Origin of the sequence: Flavobacterium polysaccharolyticum (assembly GCF_038739875.1) — a bacterium.
Lineage (GTDB): Bacteria > Bacteroidota > Bacteroidia > Flavobacteriales > Flavobacteriaceae > Flavobacterium > Flavobacterium polysaccharolyticum.
Genome location: NZ_JBCGDP010000004.1, coordinates 1 through 17,728, shown reverse-complemented (window position 1 = coordinate 17,728; position 17,728 = coordinate 1). Strand labels below are relative to the sequence as shown.

Annotated in this window: 17 protein-coding genes; 13 read left to right on the top strand and 4 right to left on the bottom strand. The window is 33.0% G+C overall.

The window, feature by feature from the left end; all coding sequences use genetic code 11:
* Window positions 1-199: 199 nt before the first annotated feature.
* Window positions 200-2,590 (top strand): penicillin acylase family protein, encoded by a 2,391-nt coding sequence (locus tag WFZ86_RS05155; RefSeq protein WP_342690949.1) that lies wholly within the window; start codon window positions 200-202, stop codon window positions 2,588-2,590.
* Window positions 2,591-2,652: 62 nt separating this feature from the next.
* Window positions 2,653-3,999 (top strand): FAD-dependent oxidoreductase, encoded by a 1,347-nt coding sequence (locus WFZ86_RS05150; protein ID WP_342690948.1) that lies wholly within the window; start codon window positions 2,653-2,655, stop codon window positions 3,997-3,999.
* 387 nt (window positions 4,000-4,386) lie between these two features.
* Here the strand turns inward: WFZ86_RS05150 and WFZ86_RS05145 are convergent, their stop codons facing one another.
* Both WFZ86_RS05145 and WFZ86_RS05140 read right to left on the bottom strand, forming a co-directional pair.
* Window positions 4,387-4,746 (bottom strand): cupin domain-containing protein, encoded by a 360-nt coding sequence (locus WFZ86_RS05145; RefSeq protein WP_342690947.1) that lies wholly within the window; start codon window positions 4,744-4,746, stop codon window positions 4,387-4,389.
* A 157-nt stretch (window positions 4,747-4,903) separates the two neighbouring features.
* Window positions 4,904-6,421, bottom strand: coding sequence for a helicase HerA-like domain-containing protein (locus WFZ86_RS05140; protein ID WP_342690946.1), 1,518 nt, complete (start codon window positions 6,419-6,421; stop codon window positions 4,904-4,906).
* A 366-nt stretch (window positions 6,422-6,787) separates the two neighbouring features.
* Between WFZ86_RS05140 and WFZ86_RS05135 the strand changes: the two genes are divergently transcribed.
* The 9 genes from WFZ86_RS05135 (at window position 6,788) to WFZ86_RS05095 (ending at window position 13,969) form a co-directional block, all read left to right on the top strand.
* On the top strand, window positions 6,788-7,615 hold the full coding sequence (locus WFZ86_RS05135; RefSeq protein WP_342690945.1) for a MotA/TolQ/ExbB proton channel family protein: 828 nt from the start codon (window positions 6,788-6,790) through the stop codon (window positions 7,613-7,615).
* A gap of 63 nt (window positions 7,616-7,678) precedes the next feature.
* Complete coding sequence (locus tag WFZ86_RS05130; protein WP_342690944.1) at window positions 7,679-8,296, top strand: ExbD/TolR family protein; 618 nt, start codon at window positions 7,679-7,681, stop codon at window positions 8,294-8,296.
* A 19-nt stretch (window positions 8,297-8,315) separates the two neighbouring features.
* Window positions 8,316-8,873, top strand: a complete 558-nt coding sequence (locus WFZ86_RS05125) for an ExbD/TolR family protein (RefSeq protein WP_342690943.1) — start codon at window positions 8,316-8,318, stop codon at window positions 8,871-8,873.
* A 36-nt stretch (window positions 8,874-8,909) separates the two neighbouring features.
* Window positions 8,910-9,710: an energy transducer TonB gene (locus WFZ86_RS05120; RefSeq protein WP_342690942.1), complete on the top strand. Its 801-nt coding sequence runs from the start codon at window positions 8,910-8,912 to the stop codon at window positions 9,708-9,710.
* The gene (locus WFZ86_RS05115) at window positions 9,710-9,937 is read left to right on the top strand and encodes a hypothetical protein (RefSeq protein ID WP_342690941.1); all 228 of its coding nucleotides are present in this window, start codon (window positions 9,710-9,712) and stop codon (window positions 9,935-9,937) included. The genes WFZ86_RS05120 and WFZ86_RS05115 overlap by 1 nt, the downstream gene beginning before the upstream one ends.
* Window positions 9,938-9,942: 5 nt before the next feature.
* Window positions 9,943-10,848 carry a PstS family phosphate ABC transporter substrate-binding protein gene (locus WFZ86_RS05110; RefSeq protein ID WP_342690940.1) on the top strand — a complete coding sequence of 302 codons (906 nt, stop codon included), beginning with the start codon at window positions 9,943-9,945 and terminating at the stop codon, window positions 10,846-10,848.
* Window positions 10,835-12,532, top strand: a complete 1,698-nt coding sequence (locus WFZ86_RS05105; RefSeq protein ID WP_342690939.1) for a tetratricopeptide repeat protein — start codon at window positions 10,835-10,837, stop codon at window positions 12,530-12,532. Before WFZ86_RS05110 ends, WFZ86_RS05105 begins: the two co-directional genes overlap by 14 nt.
* A gap of 145 nt (window positions 12,533-12,677) precedes the next feature.
* A complete protein-coding gene (locus tag WFZ86_RS05100) occupies window positions 12,678-13,310 on the top strand; it encodes a 7-carboxy-7-deazaguanine synthase QueE (protein WP_342690938.1) in 633 nt (210 codons plus the stop codon).
* A 263-nt stretch (window positions 13,311-13,573) separates the two neighbouring features.
* Window positions 13,574-13,969, top strand: a complete 396-nt coding sequence (locus WFZ86_RS05095) for an energy transducer TonB (RefSeq protein WP_342690937.1) — start codon at window positions 13,574-13,576, stop codon at window positions 13,967-13,969.
* Between the two features lie 22 nt (window positions 13,970-13,991).
* Here the strand turns inward: WFZ86_RS05095 and WFZ86_RS05090 are convergent, their stop codons facing one another.
* Entirely contained in the window at window positions 13,992-14,534 is a 543-nt protein-coding gene (locus WFZ86_RS05090; RefSeq protein WP_342690936.1) for a YfiT family bacillithiol transferase, read from the bottom strand.
* 3 nt (window positions 14,535-14,537) lie between these two features.
* A complete protein-coding gene (locus WFZ86_RS05085) occupies window positions 14,538-15,242 on the bottom strand; it encodes a class I SAM-dependent methyltransferase (protein WP_342690935.1) in 705 nt (234 codons plus the stop codon).
* 59 nt (window positions 15,243-15,301) lie between these two features.
* Here WFZ86_RS05085 and WFZ86_RS05080 point away from each other — a divergent pair, with 59 nt between their 5' ends.
* Together WFZ86_RS05080 and WFZ86_RS05075 are read left to right on the top strand one after the other, a co-directional pair.
* Window positions 15,302-15,796, top strand: coding sequence for a YkgJ family cysteine cluster protein (locus WFZ86_RS05080; protein WP_342690934.1), 495 nt, complete (start codon window positions 15,302-15,304; stop codon window positions 15,794-15,796).
* A 43-nt stretch (window positions 15,797-15,839) separates the two neighbouring features.
* Entirely contained in the window at window positions 15,840-17,066 is a 1,227-nt protein-coding gene (locus WFZ86_RS05075) for an ABC transporter permease (protein WP_342690933.1), read from the top strand.
* The last annotated feature ends 662 nt before the right edge of the window (window positions 17,067-17,728 follow it).

Genomic DNA, 17,728 nt, shown 5'->3' with positions numbered 1-17,728 from the left:
ATTAAACAAAATTTGCATATATTTATGGTTTTTTTGACAAAAGATTCCTTTGTTAGTTTGTTTCTTTGATGAATGTCATTAGGATTCCTTTATATTTGTTTTTCTAATTTGTTAAAAATGAATTGCGAATGTCTTTCTTGATACTTGAAATCAATTAGGATAAAATAATTAAATCATAGCCTATAATAAAATTCACACCATGAGAGTAGTTAAAAGAATTGCCCTATTTCTTTTCTTGTTTTTAATTGTTTTAGTATTGGCTATAGTAGGCTATGCTTTTTACACCAAACCTAAATATGACGGTGAACTTGCTTTGAAAAATATAGAGAAGACCACCACTGTATATTTTGATGATTTTGGAGTGCCTCATATTTATGCTAACAGTCAAAAAGATGCAATGGTAGCTTTGGGTTATGTGCATGCGCAAGACCGTTTATGGCAAATGGAATTGATGCGACGTATTGCTCCAGGTCGATTATCTGAGATTTTTGGTTCTGTTGCTTTAAAAAATGACATGTTTTTTGCGGGTTTAGGTATCGAAGAAGCTTCTGAAATTGCAATTGCCAAATTGGATAAAAATGGCAAAGATTATCAATTAGCTATGGCATATTTAGATGGAATTAACCAATATTTGGAAGAAGGTAAAACACCTATTGAGTTTCATTTAGTTGGGGTTAAAAAAGAAAAATTCACACTCAAAGATGTCTATAATATTTTTGGATACATGTCATTCAGCTTTGCTATGGCACAAAAAACAGACCCATTATTGACTGATATTCGTGACCAATTAGGACCAGAATATCTAAAAGATTTTGGTTTAGACGGCTCTTTGGGGACTACTAGAATCAAAAATTCGAAAGAAAAAATAAAGAAGTATTCAGCTATAGCAAAATCAGTAACTGCATTGCTTGACCAATCTCCAATTCCACCCTTTATTGGAAGTAACAGTTGGGTTATTGCTCCGCCAAAAACAGAGAACGGTAAAGTTATTTTTGCCAACGACCCTCATATTGGATTTTCTCAACCAGCTACTTGGTATGAAGCACACATCGTCACACCTGATTTTGAATTGTACGGTTATTATTTAGCAGGAACACCTTATCCGCTTTTGGGACACAATAGAAAGTATGCTTATGGGTTAACGATGTTCGAAAATGATGATTTGGATTTATATAAAGAAGAAAACAAAGCAGATGATGCCAATAGCTATTTGAGCCCAAAGGGGTATGTGAATTACCAAATCCGTAACAAAACTATCCAAGTTAAAGATTCTTCTGCTGTTAACTTGAAAGTAAAAATTAGCCGCCATGGGCCTATTGTAAATGATTTAATCAAAGGTTTGAATGCTAAGCAGCCTATTGCGCTTTCTTGGATTTATACCCAACAACCCATTCAGATTTTAGATGCAGTGTATCGATTGTCTCACGCCCAAAACATAACTGATTTTCAGAAAGGTGTGGCATTAATAGCCGCTCCCGGATTGAACGTTATGTATGGTGATGCCAAAGGAAATGTAGCTTGGTGGGCAACAGGTAAACTGTACAAACACCAACCTGGTGTAAATCCTAATTTTATTTTGAATGGTGCATCAGGGAAAGAAGATATTGCAGAATATTTGGATTTTTCTAAAAATCCATCCGCTGTAAACCCAACGTGGAATTATGTCTATTCGGCCAACAACCAACCCGAAGCTGTTGAAGGTTTCCTATATCCAGGATATTATCTTCCAGAAGATAGAGCCAAACGAATTACTACGCTTTTAGATGCCAAACAAAAATGGAACAAACAAGCCGTAAGCGAAATGATAGTTGATAATACTTCTTCAACAGTAACTGAGACGCTTAAAGTGATGCTGGCTTCTATTACTATTGAATCGCTTTCAGAAAATCAAAAACAAGCCTTCGCTATCTTGAAGGATTGGAAAGGTGATAGTAATCTTAATCAAGTGGCTCCAACAATTTACAACAAATGGCTCTATTTGTATTTGAAAAATACCTTTGAAGATGAATTAGGTAAAGACAAATTCGAGCAGTTTTTAGGAACACATATCGGCAAACAAGTGGCTACAAAGCTAATTGCGAATCCTAATTCGATTTGGTGGGATGATAGCACTACAAAAGGAACCAAAGAAACACAAGCTTTTATTTTGCAAAAGTCGTATAAAGAAGCTGTAGTTGCTCTCGAGAAGCAATTAGGGAATACTGTAGCATCTTGGACTTGGAACAAAGTGCATACAGTAGAACATCAACATCCATTAGGTAAGGTCAGTGCTTTGAAGCCAATTTTCAATGTAGGTCCTTTTGAAATCGCGGGTACTAACGAAGTGATTAACAATTTGATGTTTGGTCTGAATGCTTCAGGGAATTATAAAGTTACTGCTGGACCATCTACGAGAAGAATCATTGATTTTTCTGATGTAGAAAATAGTTGGAGTATTATCCCTACAGGTCAATCAGGGAATCCAATGAGCGCTCATTATGCCGATCAAACCCAATTGTATAATGAAGGCAAATTCAGAAAAATGAAAATGAATAAAGCTGAAATCGTTACAACTTCAACAAAATTAATCTTTAATCCCATTAAAAAATAGATTTTTATAAAGGGGATACCCATATTAATCCCTAATTTTGCTTAACTTTTTATACCCTTTTAATGCAAACACCTCAAAAAATAGCCGTTGTAGGTTCTGGTTTAGTTGGAACTTTATTGGCAATTTACCTGAAAAAATTAGGGCACACAGTGCATGTCTACGACAGAAGTCCAGACATTAGAACTGTTGAGTTTTCTGGACGTTCTATTAATTTAGTGATGTCTAATCGCGGTTGGAAAACTCTTCAGGATATTGGTCTTGAAGAAGAAATAAAAAAAATCGGTATTCAAGTAGATAAAAGGGGGATTCATCTTAAAGATGGGACTTTCACCACGCAGTTTTACGGAAAAGAAGGGGAGTCCATCTTCTCACTTTCAAGAGGAGTACTCAACAGAAGAATGATTGATTTAGCGGAAGAAGCAGGTGCTGAATTCTTTTTTAATAGAAAAATTTGGGATGTTTCTTTGGCGAATGCCTCCCTTTATGAAGGAGAAACCGAGCAAGGGGAATGGAAGGAATTAAAGTATGATATAGTTTTTGGAGCCGATGGTGCTTTTTCAAGAGTACGTCATCGTATGCAGCGTCAATCTCAATTTGATTATTCTCAAGAGTTCATGAAGATTGGCTATAAGGAATTACATATTCCAGCGAATGAAGACGGAACTCATAAAATTGATAAAAACTCACTACACATTTGGCCTCGTGGCAATTTTATGTTGATGGGTTTGGCTAATTTGGATGGAAGTTTTACTTGTACGTTGTTCATGCCTTTTGAAGGGGAAAATTCGTTTGAAAATTTAAAAGACGAAACGACTTTAGTTGATTTTTTTGCAGAATACTTCCCAGATACCAAAGATGTAATTCCAGATTTAGTCGAAGATTTTTTTAGAAACCCAACAAGCTATTTGGTGATGACCAAATGTTTTCCTTGGACGCACAGTGATAAAGTTGCATTAATTGGAGATTCTGCTCATGCTATAGTCCCTTTTTATGGTCATGGAATGAATGCAGGTTTTGAAGATATTACCACGCTCAATGAAATGATTTTGAAATATGGCGACGATTGGAAAACTATTTTTTCTGAATATCAAAAGTCAAGAAAGCCAAATGCGGATGCAATTGCCGAACTTTCAAGACGAAATTTTGAAGAAATGAGTTCCAAAACCGCAGACCCAAAATTTTTACTGCAAAAGAAAATTGAGAAATGGTTTTCGGATAAGCATCCTGACAAATGGATGCCCTTGTATAGCCGCGTAACGTTTAGTTTGCAACCTTATGCTGAAGCTTTGGCCATTGGTGATTTTCAAAATAAAATTATGGAGGAAATCATGCAGTTTCCTGATATTGCCCAAAAATGGGGCAGCTCAGAAGTAGAAGAAAAAATTATTCAGTTATTGAATGTAAAATAAAAAAATCCCAAATCTAAACTTGATGCTAGATTTGGGATTTTTGTTTTATTCGATTTGAAAATAAATTTAGACCGATTTAAATGGTAGGCACTATATTATTTCAATTTTATTCTTTTTCTTAAACCCAGAATCCGCATTAGACTTCGTAGCGAAACTGAATTATTCAATAAAAGCAAGAGCTCACGGACTATTTTTGAAGAAGGAATACTTTTGTATTTTGAATTTAAAAATGGGAGTAAGTTCTTGGTTTTGAAGAAGAATTTAGTTGTAGTAGATTTCTAATGCGGAATCTGGGTTAAATGTCCTTCAAGGTCTACAATGATTTAAAATTTTCCACCCAAACTTACATGCCCTTCAATGTCTTATATAGTTCAATAAAAATTGGTTTTATTCGCGGTGGACTTTATTAAAATCAAAAGCGGGAGTGCAAATAGCAATATACTCACAAGGCTCCTCAAATGGATTCGAATATTGAACACGCGTGTTTTTTTGAATATGTATCGATTGTCCTGCTTCAAGAATTACGGTTTCTCCTTCGATTATAAATTGCTTTTTCCCTTTGATGATGTAAGTGTATTCGTCAAACTCTGGGGTTTGAAAGGGTTCGCTCCATTGTGGTGAGGCAATCATATGCGCAATAGAAACGTCCTTATTTTGTGTAGTTGGGATGCCGTGATGTTCTTCAATTAGTTTTCCGTCTGTCGTAGGGACAATAAAAGGGGATTTTTGTAAGGTGTATTTTTTCATTTTTTATAGGTTTTCTTTTTTTTTTTGCGTGAGGGATAGCAATAAGCTACCGAAGTAGCATGGATAGCCCGACCGCATTTAATGAAAGGGGCGAATAACACTATTGCTAGTTGCCCCTTTTTGTAAATGGGGTCACGCCCTAATAATCATAAAGTTTTTATTTCTTGAATAGTTTTGACAATATTCCAAAGGCTCCGCGAATGAAGGAGGCGCTTGTTACGACTTTCAAAACGGATTTTGTGACTACTTCAGTTGTGCTTGGTCCAGAAGATGTTTTTTCTTCTTTGGTCTCAGTCGCTGCTTGAGTAGCTTGTTCTTGAGCGGCATTTATTTTTTGAGTAAGCAATTCGTAAGCGCTTTCTCTATCGATGAGTTCGCTGTATTTTTTGACTAATTTAGATGTAGTATTTATAGCTTGTATTTCGCTTTCGGTCAATACATCCATACGGCTTGTTGGAGCTCGCATCATGGTTGCTGCTAGTGGAGTAGGGATGCCTTTTTCGTTCAAAACAGTGACCAAAGCTTCTCCGATTCCTAAACTGGTTAAGAGTTCTTCCGTGTTGTAAAACTCGCTTGAAGGATAATTATCTGCAGTTTGTTTGATGGATTTACGATCGTTGGCGGTAAAGGCTCTTAAGGCATGCTGAATTTTCAAACCCAATTGTGCCAAAACGCCGCTTGGAATATCCATTGGGTTTTGGGTGATAAAGTAAATCCCGATGCCTTTAGAGCGAATCAGTTTTACGATAGTTTCTATTTGTTCTAATAAAGCTTTGCTGGCTTCATTAAATATTAAATGTGCCTCGTCGATGAATAAAACCAATTCGGGTTGTTCCGAATCTCCTTTTTCGGGCATTTGTTGGTAAATTTCCGCCAAAAGGCTGAGCATAAAAGTGGAGAATAATTTGGGCTTATCCTGAATGTCATTGAGTCGAAGGATGTTGATATACCCTTTTCCAGTTTCGTCAATTCGCATTAAATCATCAATTTCAAAAGATTTTTCTCCAAAAAACAAATCAGCGCCTTGTTGTTCTAATTCGATAATTTTTCTGAGGATAGTTCCAGTGGTAGCTGTTGAAATTTTTCCGTAAGCATTAGCAATTTCTTCTTTTCCTTCTTCAGTAATATAATTGATGACTTTTTTGATGTCTTTTAAATCCAAAAGTGGCATTTGATTGTCATCGCAATATTTAAAAATTACCGAAATAACACCTGCTTGAGTGTCATTCAAATCGAGTATTCTTGAGAAAAGAACGGGGCCAAATTCAGATATTGTAGCTCTTAGTCGCACACCACTTTGATCAGACAACGAAAGTAGTTCTACAGGGTAACTTGAGGGAGTAAATGGAATGTTTATTTTTTGGTGACGCTCTGTGATGAATGACTTTTCTTCCCCGGGCATTGCTATACCACTAAAATCTCCTTTGATATCCATCATCAAAACAGGTATTCCTTTAGACGATAGTTGCTCAGAAAGTACTTGTATGGTCTTTGTTTTTCCAGTTCCAGTGGCGCCTGCAATCAAGCCGTGACGATTTAAAGTTTTTAAGGGAATTTTTACAAATGCATCAGCAATTGTTTCTCCATTTAAAATAGCTCCTCCTAGTACAATACTTTCACCTTTAGAGGTATAACCCTCTGTTACGGCAGATTTAAATTCTGTTTTTTGATCCATTTCTGTTCGTTTTTGATCCTTGCAAGTTATATTTTTTTTTGAAAACAATCAATTTAGATTTTTAGGAATAATGGGAGCTTTAATCATAAATTTGTAGGAATCTCGTTTTTTTAACGCATTTTTAATGTTGATAGATTCTTATATTTGGTTTTGTTTTTTTATATCTGATAGAGAATAAAATGTTAAAATACTGCTTTTGTTAAGAATAATTCTAAAAATGTATTTTCTTGTTTTGTTTTTTAAATCAGAAGCATGAATTTTAGCTTCAAAAAAATTTTTTTATTTAAACTAAACATATAAATTTGCCTTTCTACAAGTTTATTATAACAAAAAATAAATTATTTAAAATTTTTAAAATTAAAAAAAATGGCAAACGTTAAAGCAAAAAAAGAAAGCACTTCAAATGGAGGAGGAATGGTTTCAGGAATTATTATCGCATCATGTGTTTTTGTAGGATGGTTAGTATGGACTTTTATTATGGGAGACGGTGCTAACTTTGAAGGTGGAGTAAATACAGGCCACCCACTACCAGGGAATTACTTAGCAATGGTATATAAAGGAGGTCCTATCGTTCCAGTTTTGATGGGATTATTATTAATGGTAATTGTATTTTCTTTCGAAAGATATATGGTAATCACTAAAGCTGCTGGAAAAGGAAATTTAGATACTTTTATGAAAAAAGTACAAGGAGATATTAAAGAAGGTAAAATTGATGAAGCTATTGCTGCTTGTGACAAACAAAAAGGTTCTGTAGCTAATGCTATTAAATCTGCTTTGGTGAAATATCAAGACGTTAAAAAAGAAGGATTCAACAGTGAAGAAGCTTCTGAAACTATTCACAAAGAAATCGAAGAGGCTACTTCATTAGAAATGCCAATGTTAGAGAAAAACATGACTATCATTTCTTCATTAGTATCTTTAGGAACTCTTGCTGGTTTGTTAGGAACTGTAACAGGTATGATTAAAGCGTTTGGTGCGTTGGCAACTGCGGGTACTCCTGACCAAGCTGCACTTGCAAATGGTATCTCTGAGGCACTTATCAATACAGCTACTGGTATCTCTACTTCTGTATTGGCAATTATCTCTTACAACTTCTTTACTTCTAAAATTGACGATTTAACTTACTCTATCGATGAGGCTGGTACTACTATCGTTAACACTTACAGAAAATTTAGAGGTAGCTTAAAACAATAATAGTATTAAATTAGAGTTATAGAATTAAAATCTCTAAGTTTAATATAAAATAAAACAAAGAAAATGGCAGAATTAAATACTAAAGGAGGAAAAAAATCCACATCCATTGATATGACCGCGATGTGTGATGTTGCGTTCCTTTTGCTAACGTTCTTTATTTTGACTGCTACAGCTAAAGCTCCTGAAGTTTTACCAGTGGATACGCCGCAATCTACAGTGCAAACTAAATTGCCTACAGATAACTTGGCTACAATAACCATTGGTAAAGGAAAAGTGTTTTTTGATTTAAAGGGAAGAGAAGTTCGTAAAAAAACCCTAGAATTAATGGGGCAAAAGTACGAAATGGAATTTTCTGATGATGATACTAACAAATTTGCTTTAATGGAAAGTTTTGGTGTACCACTTCAAAATCTAAAACAAATTTTGGATATGAAGGCGTCAGATAGGGCTAAAGCAGGACAACCAGGTATTCCAAAAGATTCTTTAGATAATCAATTAAAAGAATGGCTTTTGAATTCAAGAAGAGCTAATATTGATATTAATAATAAAGAATTGGAAATAGCAATCAAAGGAGATGCTAAAGAAGAATATGCTACAATTAAACAAGTAATGGATATTTTGCAAGATCAAAAAATCAACAACTTTAGTTTGGTTACTGGTTTAAGAGGAAAGAATTTTTAATTAATAAAGACACACTATAATGGCTGAATTAAACACCGGTGGTGGAGGCAAAAAAGGTGGTGGAAAAGTAAGAAGTAAAAAACAAAATTCAAAAGTAGATTTAACTGCTATGGTGGATTTGGCTTTCTTATTGATTACCTTCTTTATGTTGACTACAACGCTATCAAAACCTCAATCGATGAATTTGGGGTTGCCAGATAAAGCAGATAAACCAGAAGACAACAAGGATATTAAGGTTGATGAGAATCGTACAATGACTATTCTACTTGGTGAAAATGGAAAGTTGATATCCTATATGGGTATGATTACAGCTCCACTTTCTTCTCCTAAAGATTTTGCTTATGGTAAAGAAGGAATTCGTAAAGAATTGCTTTCAAGAAGAAAATCAGTATTAGAATATTCCGCTGCACAAGGAAAACCTAAAAACGGAATTATTGTAATTATTAAACCGAGTAAAAAAGCAACATACCGCAACTTGGTGGATATATTAGATGAGATGGCTATAGTAGATGTTCCTACTTATGCTATAGTAAACGAGTTTTCGCCAGAGGAACAAAAATTGTTAGCGGTAAAATAGTTTAGCTATTTTGCCAATAACCTAATAATTAGAAAAATGAAATTAGATATATTAAAAAATCAATGGCTTGATATCGTTTTTGAAGGACGTAATAAATTGTATGGAGCTTATGAGTTAAGAAAATCTAATCGTAAGACTTCGATGAGAGCCCTTATTATGGGTGCTATTGTTTTTAGTTTAGCGGTTAGTGCACCTCTTATTGCAAGTTTATTGCCAAATTCATCTGATGATGACGAAAATCTTGATGTAAAAATTACAGCGGTAAAATTACCGCCTAAAAAGCAAGATGAGAAAAAACCAGATCTTCCACCACCACCTCCACCAAAACCAAAACTGGATCAGGTAAAATTTGTTAAGCCAGTTGTGGCGAAAGCAGAAGAAGTAGTAGAAGAAATTGTTGAGGTTAAACAAATCAAAGACAAGAATATTGGTGCAGAAACTATCAAAGGTGATCCAGATGCAATTTTAACAGTTGATGAGCCAGTTGGTACTGGTACTGCTGCTGTTGTTGAAGAAGATAACACGGTGTATAGTACAGCTGGTATTGAACAAAAACCTGAGTTCCCAGGAGGTATGGAAAAATTCTACAAATTTGTAGGGAATAATTACCAGGCTCCTGAAGAAGAAGGTTTGAAAGGGAAAGTTTATGTAACTTTTGTTGTTGAGAAAGATGGTTCTTTAACTGATATCAAAGTATTAAGAGATATTGGGTACGGAACAGGAAAAGAAGCAATTAGAGTGTTGAATAAATGTCCAAAATGGATTCCTGGTGAACAAAATGGTAAAAAAGTTAGGGTTTTATACTCTCTTCCAATTACTATCCAATCAGCCGAGTAATGATTGCAAATTTAGTTGATAATATGAAGAAGAAATCGCCTAAAGAGCGATTTCTTCTCGTTATAGGCTTATTGTTTTTTTTAGTCTATTTGTTTCTTGGTTTAGCTGTAATCTTTTGGGAAGAGTTACCATTAGCAATGGAATTCAAATATAGAATTGCTCTTGGTGTATTGTTGATTGTTTATTCAATTATTCGTTTTCAAAGATTTTATAATTCTAATAAATAATTGTTATGAAACATAGTAATCTATTGATTGTTTTTTCTTGTTTGTTTTTCTTCTATTCTTGTAAGTATGACAAGAATGAAGAGACTATTTTAAAAGGCAATGTTGCAATAACTGTTGATGAAACTGTTTTGCCATTGCTTCAAGCTCAAGCTGACGTTTTTCAAAATAAGTATGATGCTACCATAAAGTTAGTGCCAAAATCTGAAGCAGAAACTTTAAACGATTTGTTTAATGGAAAAACTGGTGTTGCTGTTTTAACTAGAAATTTATCAGAAAAGGAAAAAATTAACTTTTCTCAAAAAAAGATTATACCTAAAATCACTAATTTTGCTATAGATGCAATTGCATTGATTAGAAATAAATCTTCTAATGATACTTTATTGGCTTTAAAAGACGTTATAGAGTTTATGAAAGGGAATTCTAATAACGCGATTAAAGGTTTGGTTTTTGATAATCCTAATTCCAGTACGGTTAGTTATATTAAGAAGTTAGCCAAAGTTGATGTGCTTCCTGAGAATGGAGTATACTCCTTTAAGTCAAATGAAGAAGTGATCAAGTTTGTGTCTGAAAATAATGGAATGATTGGTGTTATTGGGATGAATTGGATCTCTGAACCTTCTTCAAAGATGTTGTCTTATTTGGATAATGTTAATGTTTTGAGTGTGAAAGCGCTAAATGGGAGTTCATTTATTAGTCCCACTCAAAATAATATAGCTGAAGGGACATATCCACTGGCACGAGATTTGTTTATAGTAAATTGCCAAGGTTATTCAGGATTAGGAATGGGGTTTGCCTCTTTTATAGCTGGTGATGTTGGTCAAAGAATTGTACTCAAGTCTGGATTATTGCCTGTTAGAGTGCCAGGAAGAAAACTTAATGTTAGAAATGAAATTGAGAATGCAAAAGAATAAATATAAATTAATTGAAAAGAAGATGAATAAATTAAAATTTTTTAGTGTTGCATTTTTTGCTTCTTTTACTCTTGTAAATGCACAAGATATAGACCAAGCAAAAAAAGCAATTGATGCAGAACAGTTTGAAAAAGCCAAAACGATATTGAAATCTCTTTTGCAAGCTAAACCTTCAAATGGTACAGCGTCTTTTTTACTTGGGAATGTTTACATGTCCCAAAAAGAATTGGATTCTGCAAAAATATATTATCAAAAAGGTATTGCTGGTTCTGATGGTGCTAAGCTAAACTATATTGGTTTGGGACAATTAGATTTAGAAGCAAAAAATCAAACCGCAGCTCAAGGTAATTTTGATATTGCAATTAAAGATGCTAAGCGTAAGGATGCTACCGTTCCTACTTATATTGCCCGTGCTTATATGAATATTTCTAAGCCTGAGTATAAAAATGCAATTACTATTCTCGAAAAAGCCAAAATAGATAGTCCTCAAAACGCTGATTTATTGTTAGCTTTAGGTGATGCTTACTATTTAGAGAACAAGCAAAATGAGGCATATTCCTCATATCGTAATGCATTTCAAATTGATCCTACGATGTTGAGAGCAAAAATGCAGTTGGGCGTTTTATTGAAAGGTGCAAAGTCATATGATTTGGCTATTAATGCTTTTAATGAAGTAATTGCTATCAATCCTAATTATGGTCCTGTTTATAGAGAGCTTGCTGAAACGTATTATAAGTGGGGGAGAAATAAACCTTCTAAGGCTTCTGAGAACATGCAGTTAGCTATATCTAACTATGACAAGTATATGTCGTTGACGGATTATTCTTTAGCTTCAAGAATGCGAAGAGCTGATTTCTTGGTTTTGTTAAAAAATTGGCCAGAGCTTGAAAAAGAGGCTAATAAAATGATTGAATTGGATAAAGTTAATCCAAGAATCTATCGTTATTTAGCTTATTCTGCATTCGAAAATGGGAATATTGATGTAGCGTTAAAATCTTTAGAAAGTTTTATTTCAAATCCAAATAGTAAAGTTATTGCAAAGGATTATATTTATTTGTCTGAAATTAAATTCAAGAAAGCTATTGCTGCAGATGGTCTAAGTATGGATCAAGTTTTATATACAGGAGGTTTAACAGATTTGAAAAAGGCGCTTGAGTTAGAGCCTTTAGCAACTGAAGATTTAAATGACATTGGCAAAAAATTATTTTCTAAAAAGTTTTATAAGGAAGCTGCACCAGTTTTTGAATTAGGCTCTAAAAACACAGAAGATAAAAATTATGTTGATGATAATATTTATTATGCATTATCTGTATTGTATGGTAATAGTAAGAAAGATGTTAAAGCTGATGTAAATGAGCTTAAAAATGCTGATGCTGCTTTAGATAAAGTTATTGTTGCCGCTCCATCATACCAAGATGCTTTCTTGTACAAGGCAAGAATTAATAGATTGGTTGAAAATGAGGAATTTATTGTTAAGAACTATGAGTCTTATATTACAAAACTTACCGAAAAAGGTGAGTTAGCAAATGCTAATCACAAGACTAAAATAGTTGAAAGTTATAATAATCTTGCTGCTAGTTATGCAAATAAAGACAAAGCAAAAGCAATAGAATATTTTAATAAAACATTGTCTATTGATCCAACTAATGATTACGCTACAAAATCATTAGCTACTTTGAAATAGTGTGTTTTTTTAATTTTTTTAAATAAAAAGCCAAGTCGCAAGACTTGGCTTTTTTTGTTTGAAATAATTTATCAGTTTTAAGTTTTTTTGCTTTTACTAATCCTTAGTTATTAAAATAGTATCTTTGCAATAATAATATAAGAAAATGTTGTCAAAAGAAATACAGTTGAAAGTGAATAAAGGAGCTATGCTACCTTTAATGGAGGAGTTCTATACGATACAAGGAGAAGGTTGTCATACAGGTACAGCTGCTTATTTTATTCGTATAGGTGGTTGTGATGTTGGATGTCATTGGTGTGATGTTAAAGAAAGCTGGAATGCGGAACTTCATCCGCCAACTCCTATAGGTCAAATTGTTGAAAATGCAGTAAAATATGCTGACACAGTCGTGGTTACGGGTGGAGAACCTTTAACATGGGATATGGGTTTGCTTACTTCAAAATTGAAAGAACATGGTTTGAAATTGCATATAGAAACTTCTGGTGCATATCCTTTGACGGGGACTTGGGACTGGATTTGTTTGTCTCCAAAAAAAAATAAATTACCCACCCAAACTGTCTATGATAATGCACATGAATTAAAAGTAATTATTTTTAATAAACACGATTTCATTTTCGCAGAAGAACAAGCTGCTAAAGTAAATAGTAATGCTTTGCTTTTTCTACAGCCTGAATGGAGTAAAAAAGAAGAGATGACTACTTTGATTGTTGATTACGTAATGAATCATCCTAAATGGCGTGTTTCTTTGCAAACTCATAAGTATCTTAATATACCATAAAAATAAAATAGTATAATTTTTTAAAAAGACCTTTGGTCTTTTTTTTTATATTATATGATTTATTAAGAAGATTTTTTTATTTTTCTTTCTTCACTTGTTTTTTAACTCATTGCAAATCAGTATTTTAGTTTTTTATTTTACGAACTATAAAAAAATACTATTATTTTTTTATCATATCTGTTATTTTTTACCTCTTTTTAGATATATTTACAATTATACTATTCGTAAGGAAATATTTTTTTGTTTAACGTAATACTAAATATATGAAAAGAATTTTATTTTATTTGTTTTGCTTTTTTTCATTTCAAAACCTTGTAGCACAGGATCTTAGTATGGTGAATGATGAAATTGTTGAATATAATACTGTTGATGTAAGGCCGGAATTTCCAAGTACTTATTCTAACTTTATGGATTTTGTTTCTAAAAATTTCGCTTTGCCTGATTATGAAGGACCAACTGGGACTTTAAAAGTTGGTTTTGTTATAGAGGCAAGTGGTGTAGTTTCTAGTGTTAAAATATTGAAAAGCCTTGATACTTCTTCGTCTGCTGAAATAAAAAAAGTTATGGCTAAATGTCCTCAATGGAAACCTGGTGAACAAAATGGAAAACCAGTAAGGGTTTATTATGAATTTTCTTTGAAGATAATGAGTCAGAGTTAATTTAGACAAGAGAAAAAAATGATTACCATTTTTTTCTCTTTTTTAATTCTGTAATATGCGCCAAATGGTGGTTGCAATGCCAGGCATAAATCCCTATTATTTCTTTTATAGAAAATGTTTTGCTGTGCTCTGGATGGATAAAATTTTTGTTTAATTCTTCTTCGCTTAGATTTCTTAAAAGATAAGTTATTCGAAAGTGTAATCCTTTTAATAGTTCTAGAGTAGGTGTAATTGGCATAGTTTTGTTATCAAAACCTTCTCCCCATAATCCTTCTTCATAATATTTAATAGTTGGTTTGTTTTCTGTCAAAGCCCATTTAATTCTAATAAAGCAATTCATGTGGCTGTCGGCACAATGATGAATAACTTGTCTGATGGTCCAGCCTTCAGGTCGATAAGGTGTCTCTAATTGATCTTCATTTAATTGCGAGACTTCGGTTTCTAATTTTTTTACAAAAAGTCCAATTTCTTCTATTTTTTCTTTCAAATAGTCTTTGGTGTATTGATTTGGGGCTTTAAATTTTCCAATGGGATACTGTAGTCTTTCAAGTTCTTTTTTGTTCATGCTTTAAAGTGTTAGTTTAGCTAAATAATCATAATGCTCTCCTTTCAAAATCAATTCACATTTAAAATGGTGGGCAATAGCTATATTTTGTAAAGTATTATAATCTAGGTATAGCCATGGGAATTCATCTTCGGTTTGGTTTTTATAACTTAATTTGAAAGTTAATTCCCCGTAGTAGTTTGTACCCGGTATCCATTTTCCTCCATCATCATCTTCATTAAACATATAAATTATATCAGAGGAATCAATTAGAATTTGACCTCCCGTGTGAAGGAGTTTTTTTAGTTTCGCAAGGTATTTGGGGGCTTCGTTTAATGTGCCGAAAATACCCGTGCCATTCATAAGTAATAATATGGTGTCGTATTTATTGTTTTCTTCTAAATCTAAAATATTACAGACTTTAGTTAGTTTGATGCCTCTAGCCTTACAAGTTTCTATTGCTTTTTTTGAGATATCAATAGCAGTACAATCCAATTGCTTATTTTGTAAAGCTAAACTATGACTTCCTGCGCCACAGCCTACATCAAGTATTTTTCCTCTAGATAAATCTAGTGCTTTTTGTTCAATTATAGGCATGTTTTCATATACTCTAAACAAATAACTTACATCCATTTCATCTTCTTCAGATATTGAGGTTTCAGTCATTATGTTTTCTGGCGTGTTATTGAAATAAAAATCATATATAGCTTGTCCAAAAAGGTCTTTCATTTTTTATCGGTTTTTAGCGATTTAAGTTTACTTTTGTGTTTTAACCAAAAGCCATGCAGTTGAAGCCTGATTTATCGGAAATAAAGAAACTTGCCAAAGATAAGCATAACGAAAACAAAAAGTATTTTGATAAGTTAAAAAAGAAAGCGCCTAAAAACATTGATTATTTGATGCAAGAGATACATGATAATGAATTTAAAAAAACCAATTGTCTGAATTGTGCTAACTGTTGTAAAACAACGGGTCCTCTATTTACAACAGCCGATATCGAGAGAATTTCTAAGTATTTGCGATTAAAGCCGCAGCAATTCATTACGCAATATCTTCGAATAGATGAAGATCAAGATTATGTATTACAAACAGTACCTTGTGCATTTTTAGATCAAGATAATACTTGTTTTATTTATGAAGTGCGTCCAAAAGCATGTAGAGAATTTCCGCATACTGATCGAAAGAAGTTTCAACAAATAACTGATATTACTTTGAAAAATATTCCTATTTGCCCAGCAGTTTACAATATTGTAGAAGAAATGAAAAAAAGGATCTCTTTGTAATTAATAAATTCATATTTGTTTTAATTTAAACCATTCCAATCTTTTGAAATTAGAATATTTTATCGCCAAGCGCTTAATTACTTCCAAGGATTATAAAAGCAGTATTTCTGCTCCTATAATTAATATTGCTATTGCGGCAATAGCTATTGGTATCATTATGATGATGGTTTCTGTAGCCACAGGCATTGGGTTGCAGCAAAAAATTAGGGAAAAAATTGCTGCTTTTAACGGGCATATTATTATTGCTAATTTTGATAGTAATCAATCTGAGGCGACTTTAGTTCCTGTTTCGGTAAGGCAATCATTTTATCCAAAGTTCAAAGAGATACCTGAAGTAAATCACATACAAGCTGTTGCAGTAAAAGCTGGTATTATTAGAACAGAAACTGCTTTTGAAGGTATTATGTTCAAAGGTGTTGGTAAGGATTATGATTGGAAGTACATTCAAGAATATTTGGTAAAGGGTAGATTGCCTATTGTTAGAAGTGATCTCAATCAAGAAGTTTTGGTTTCTAGTTTTATTGCTTCAAGATTGCAATTAAAACTGGGAGATTCTTTTCATGCTTATTTTATGAAATCCAACGGATATAACGTTAGGAACTTTAAAATTGTTGGAATTTTTAATTCTGGATTTCAAGAATTTGATACCTCTTATATTATTGGTGATTTAAGACATGTTCAGCGATTAAACAAATGGAGTACAGATCAAGTCGGTGCTTTTGAAGTGTTCGTAAATGATTTTAATGCAATAGAAAGCATAGGCGAAAAGGTATATCAAGAAACTTCCTCTACCTTAGATAGTAAAACTATTGTAGAAAAGTATAATTATATTTTTGATTGGTTAAAATTGTTCGATATAAACATTATTGTCATTTTGATAGTTATGATTCTTGTAGCTACTATTAATATGGTCGTGGCTTTATTGGTGCTTATTTTGGAGCGTACCCAAATGATAGGAATATTAAAAGCACTAGGGGCGGACAATTGGTGTGTTAGAAAAATATTTCTTTACAATGCTTTCTATTTAATCATGAGAGGATTGTTTTGGGGTAATTTGATTGGAATTGCTATACTTTTACTTCAGCACTATTTTGGAATTGTCAAACTTAATCCAGAAAATTATTATGTAAACCAAGCTCCAGTCTATTTTAACTTAGGTTATATACTGCTCCTTAATCTCATGACTGTGGTGGTTTGTTTCTTGGTTTTGTTATTGCCTTCCTATATAATTACACGTATTTCTCCAGTCAGAGCTATACGTTATGATTAGTATTTGGGCGTTCTCCTTAATATATAGCAGGATGTCTCTTCTTAAAACTTTAATTTCGTAAGCTATATATAAGGAGCCGGGCTATCCGTTACAAGTCCTCGCTCTGAAAAGTCGGAGCTGTGGGCTTTTCACTACTATCCCTAACGCATTTGTTGTGTATATGGCATTATTTTGTTCTTATGAGTATTGAAATTTAATAAATCGATAATTCAAGACATCTTTTCTTTAGGGAATCATAAAAAAATAAATTTTAAACAGCACACTATTAGTCTTTTAAAAAATAAATCAAAAAAAGGTTTAAAAAAGTCTTGTTAAAGTGAGAAAAGGTGTTACTTTTGCACCCGCAACAACGCAGACGTTCTTTTATATACTGGCAAGTTATTGAGATATTCGGGAAGAGATTTTCGAAAAAAAAAATATCAAAAAAAGCTTGTGAGAAATAAAAACGTTACTTACCTTTGCACCCCGCAAAACACGGAAAGTTCCTTGAGAGATTGATAAGAGAAAGAGAGATAAATGAGAATAAAAATTTTCAAAAAAAAAGTTTCAAATTTTCTTGCCGGTTTAAAAAAGAATTTCTACTTTTGCACCCGCTTTGAGAAACAACGAAAAGCGGAAAAACAAAGAAGAATACGTTCCTAGACATATTGAATTGACAGCCG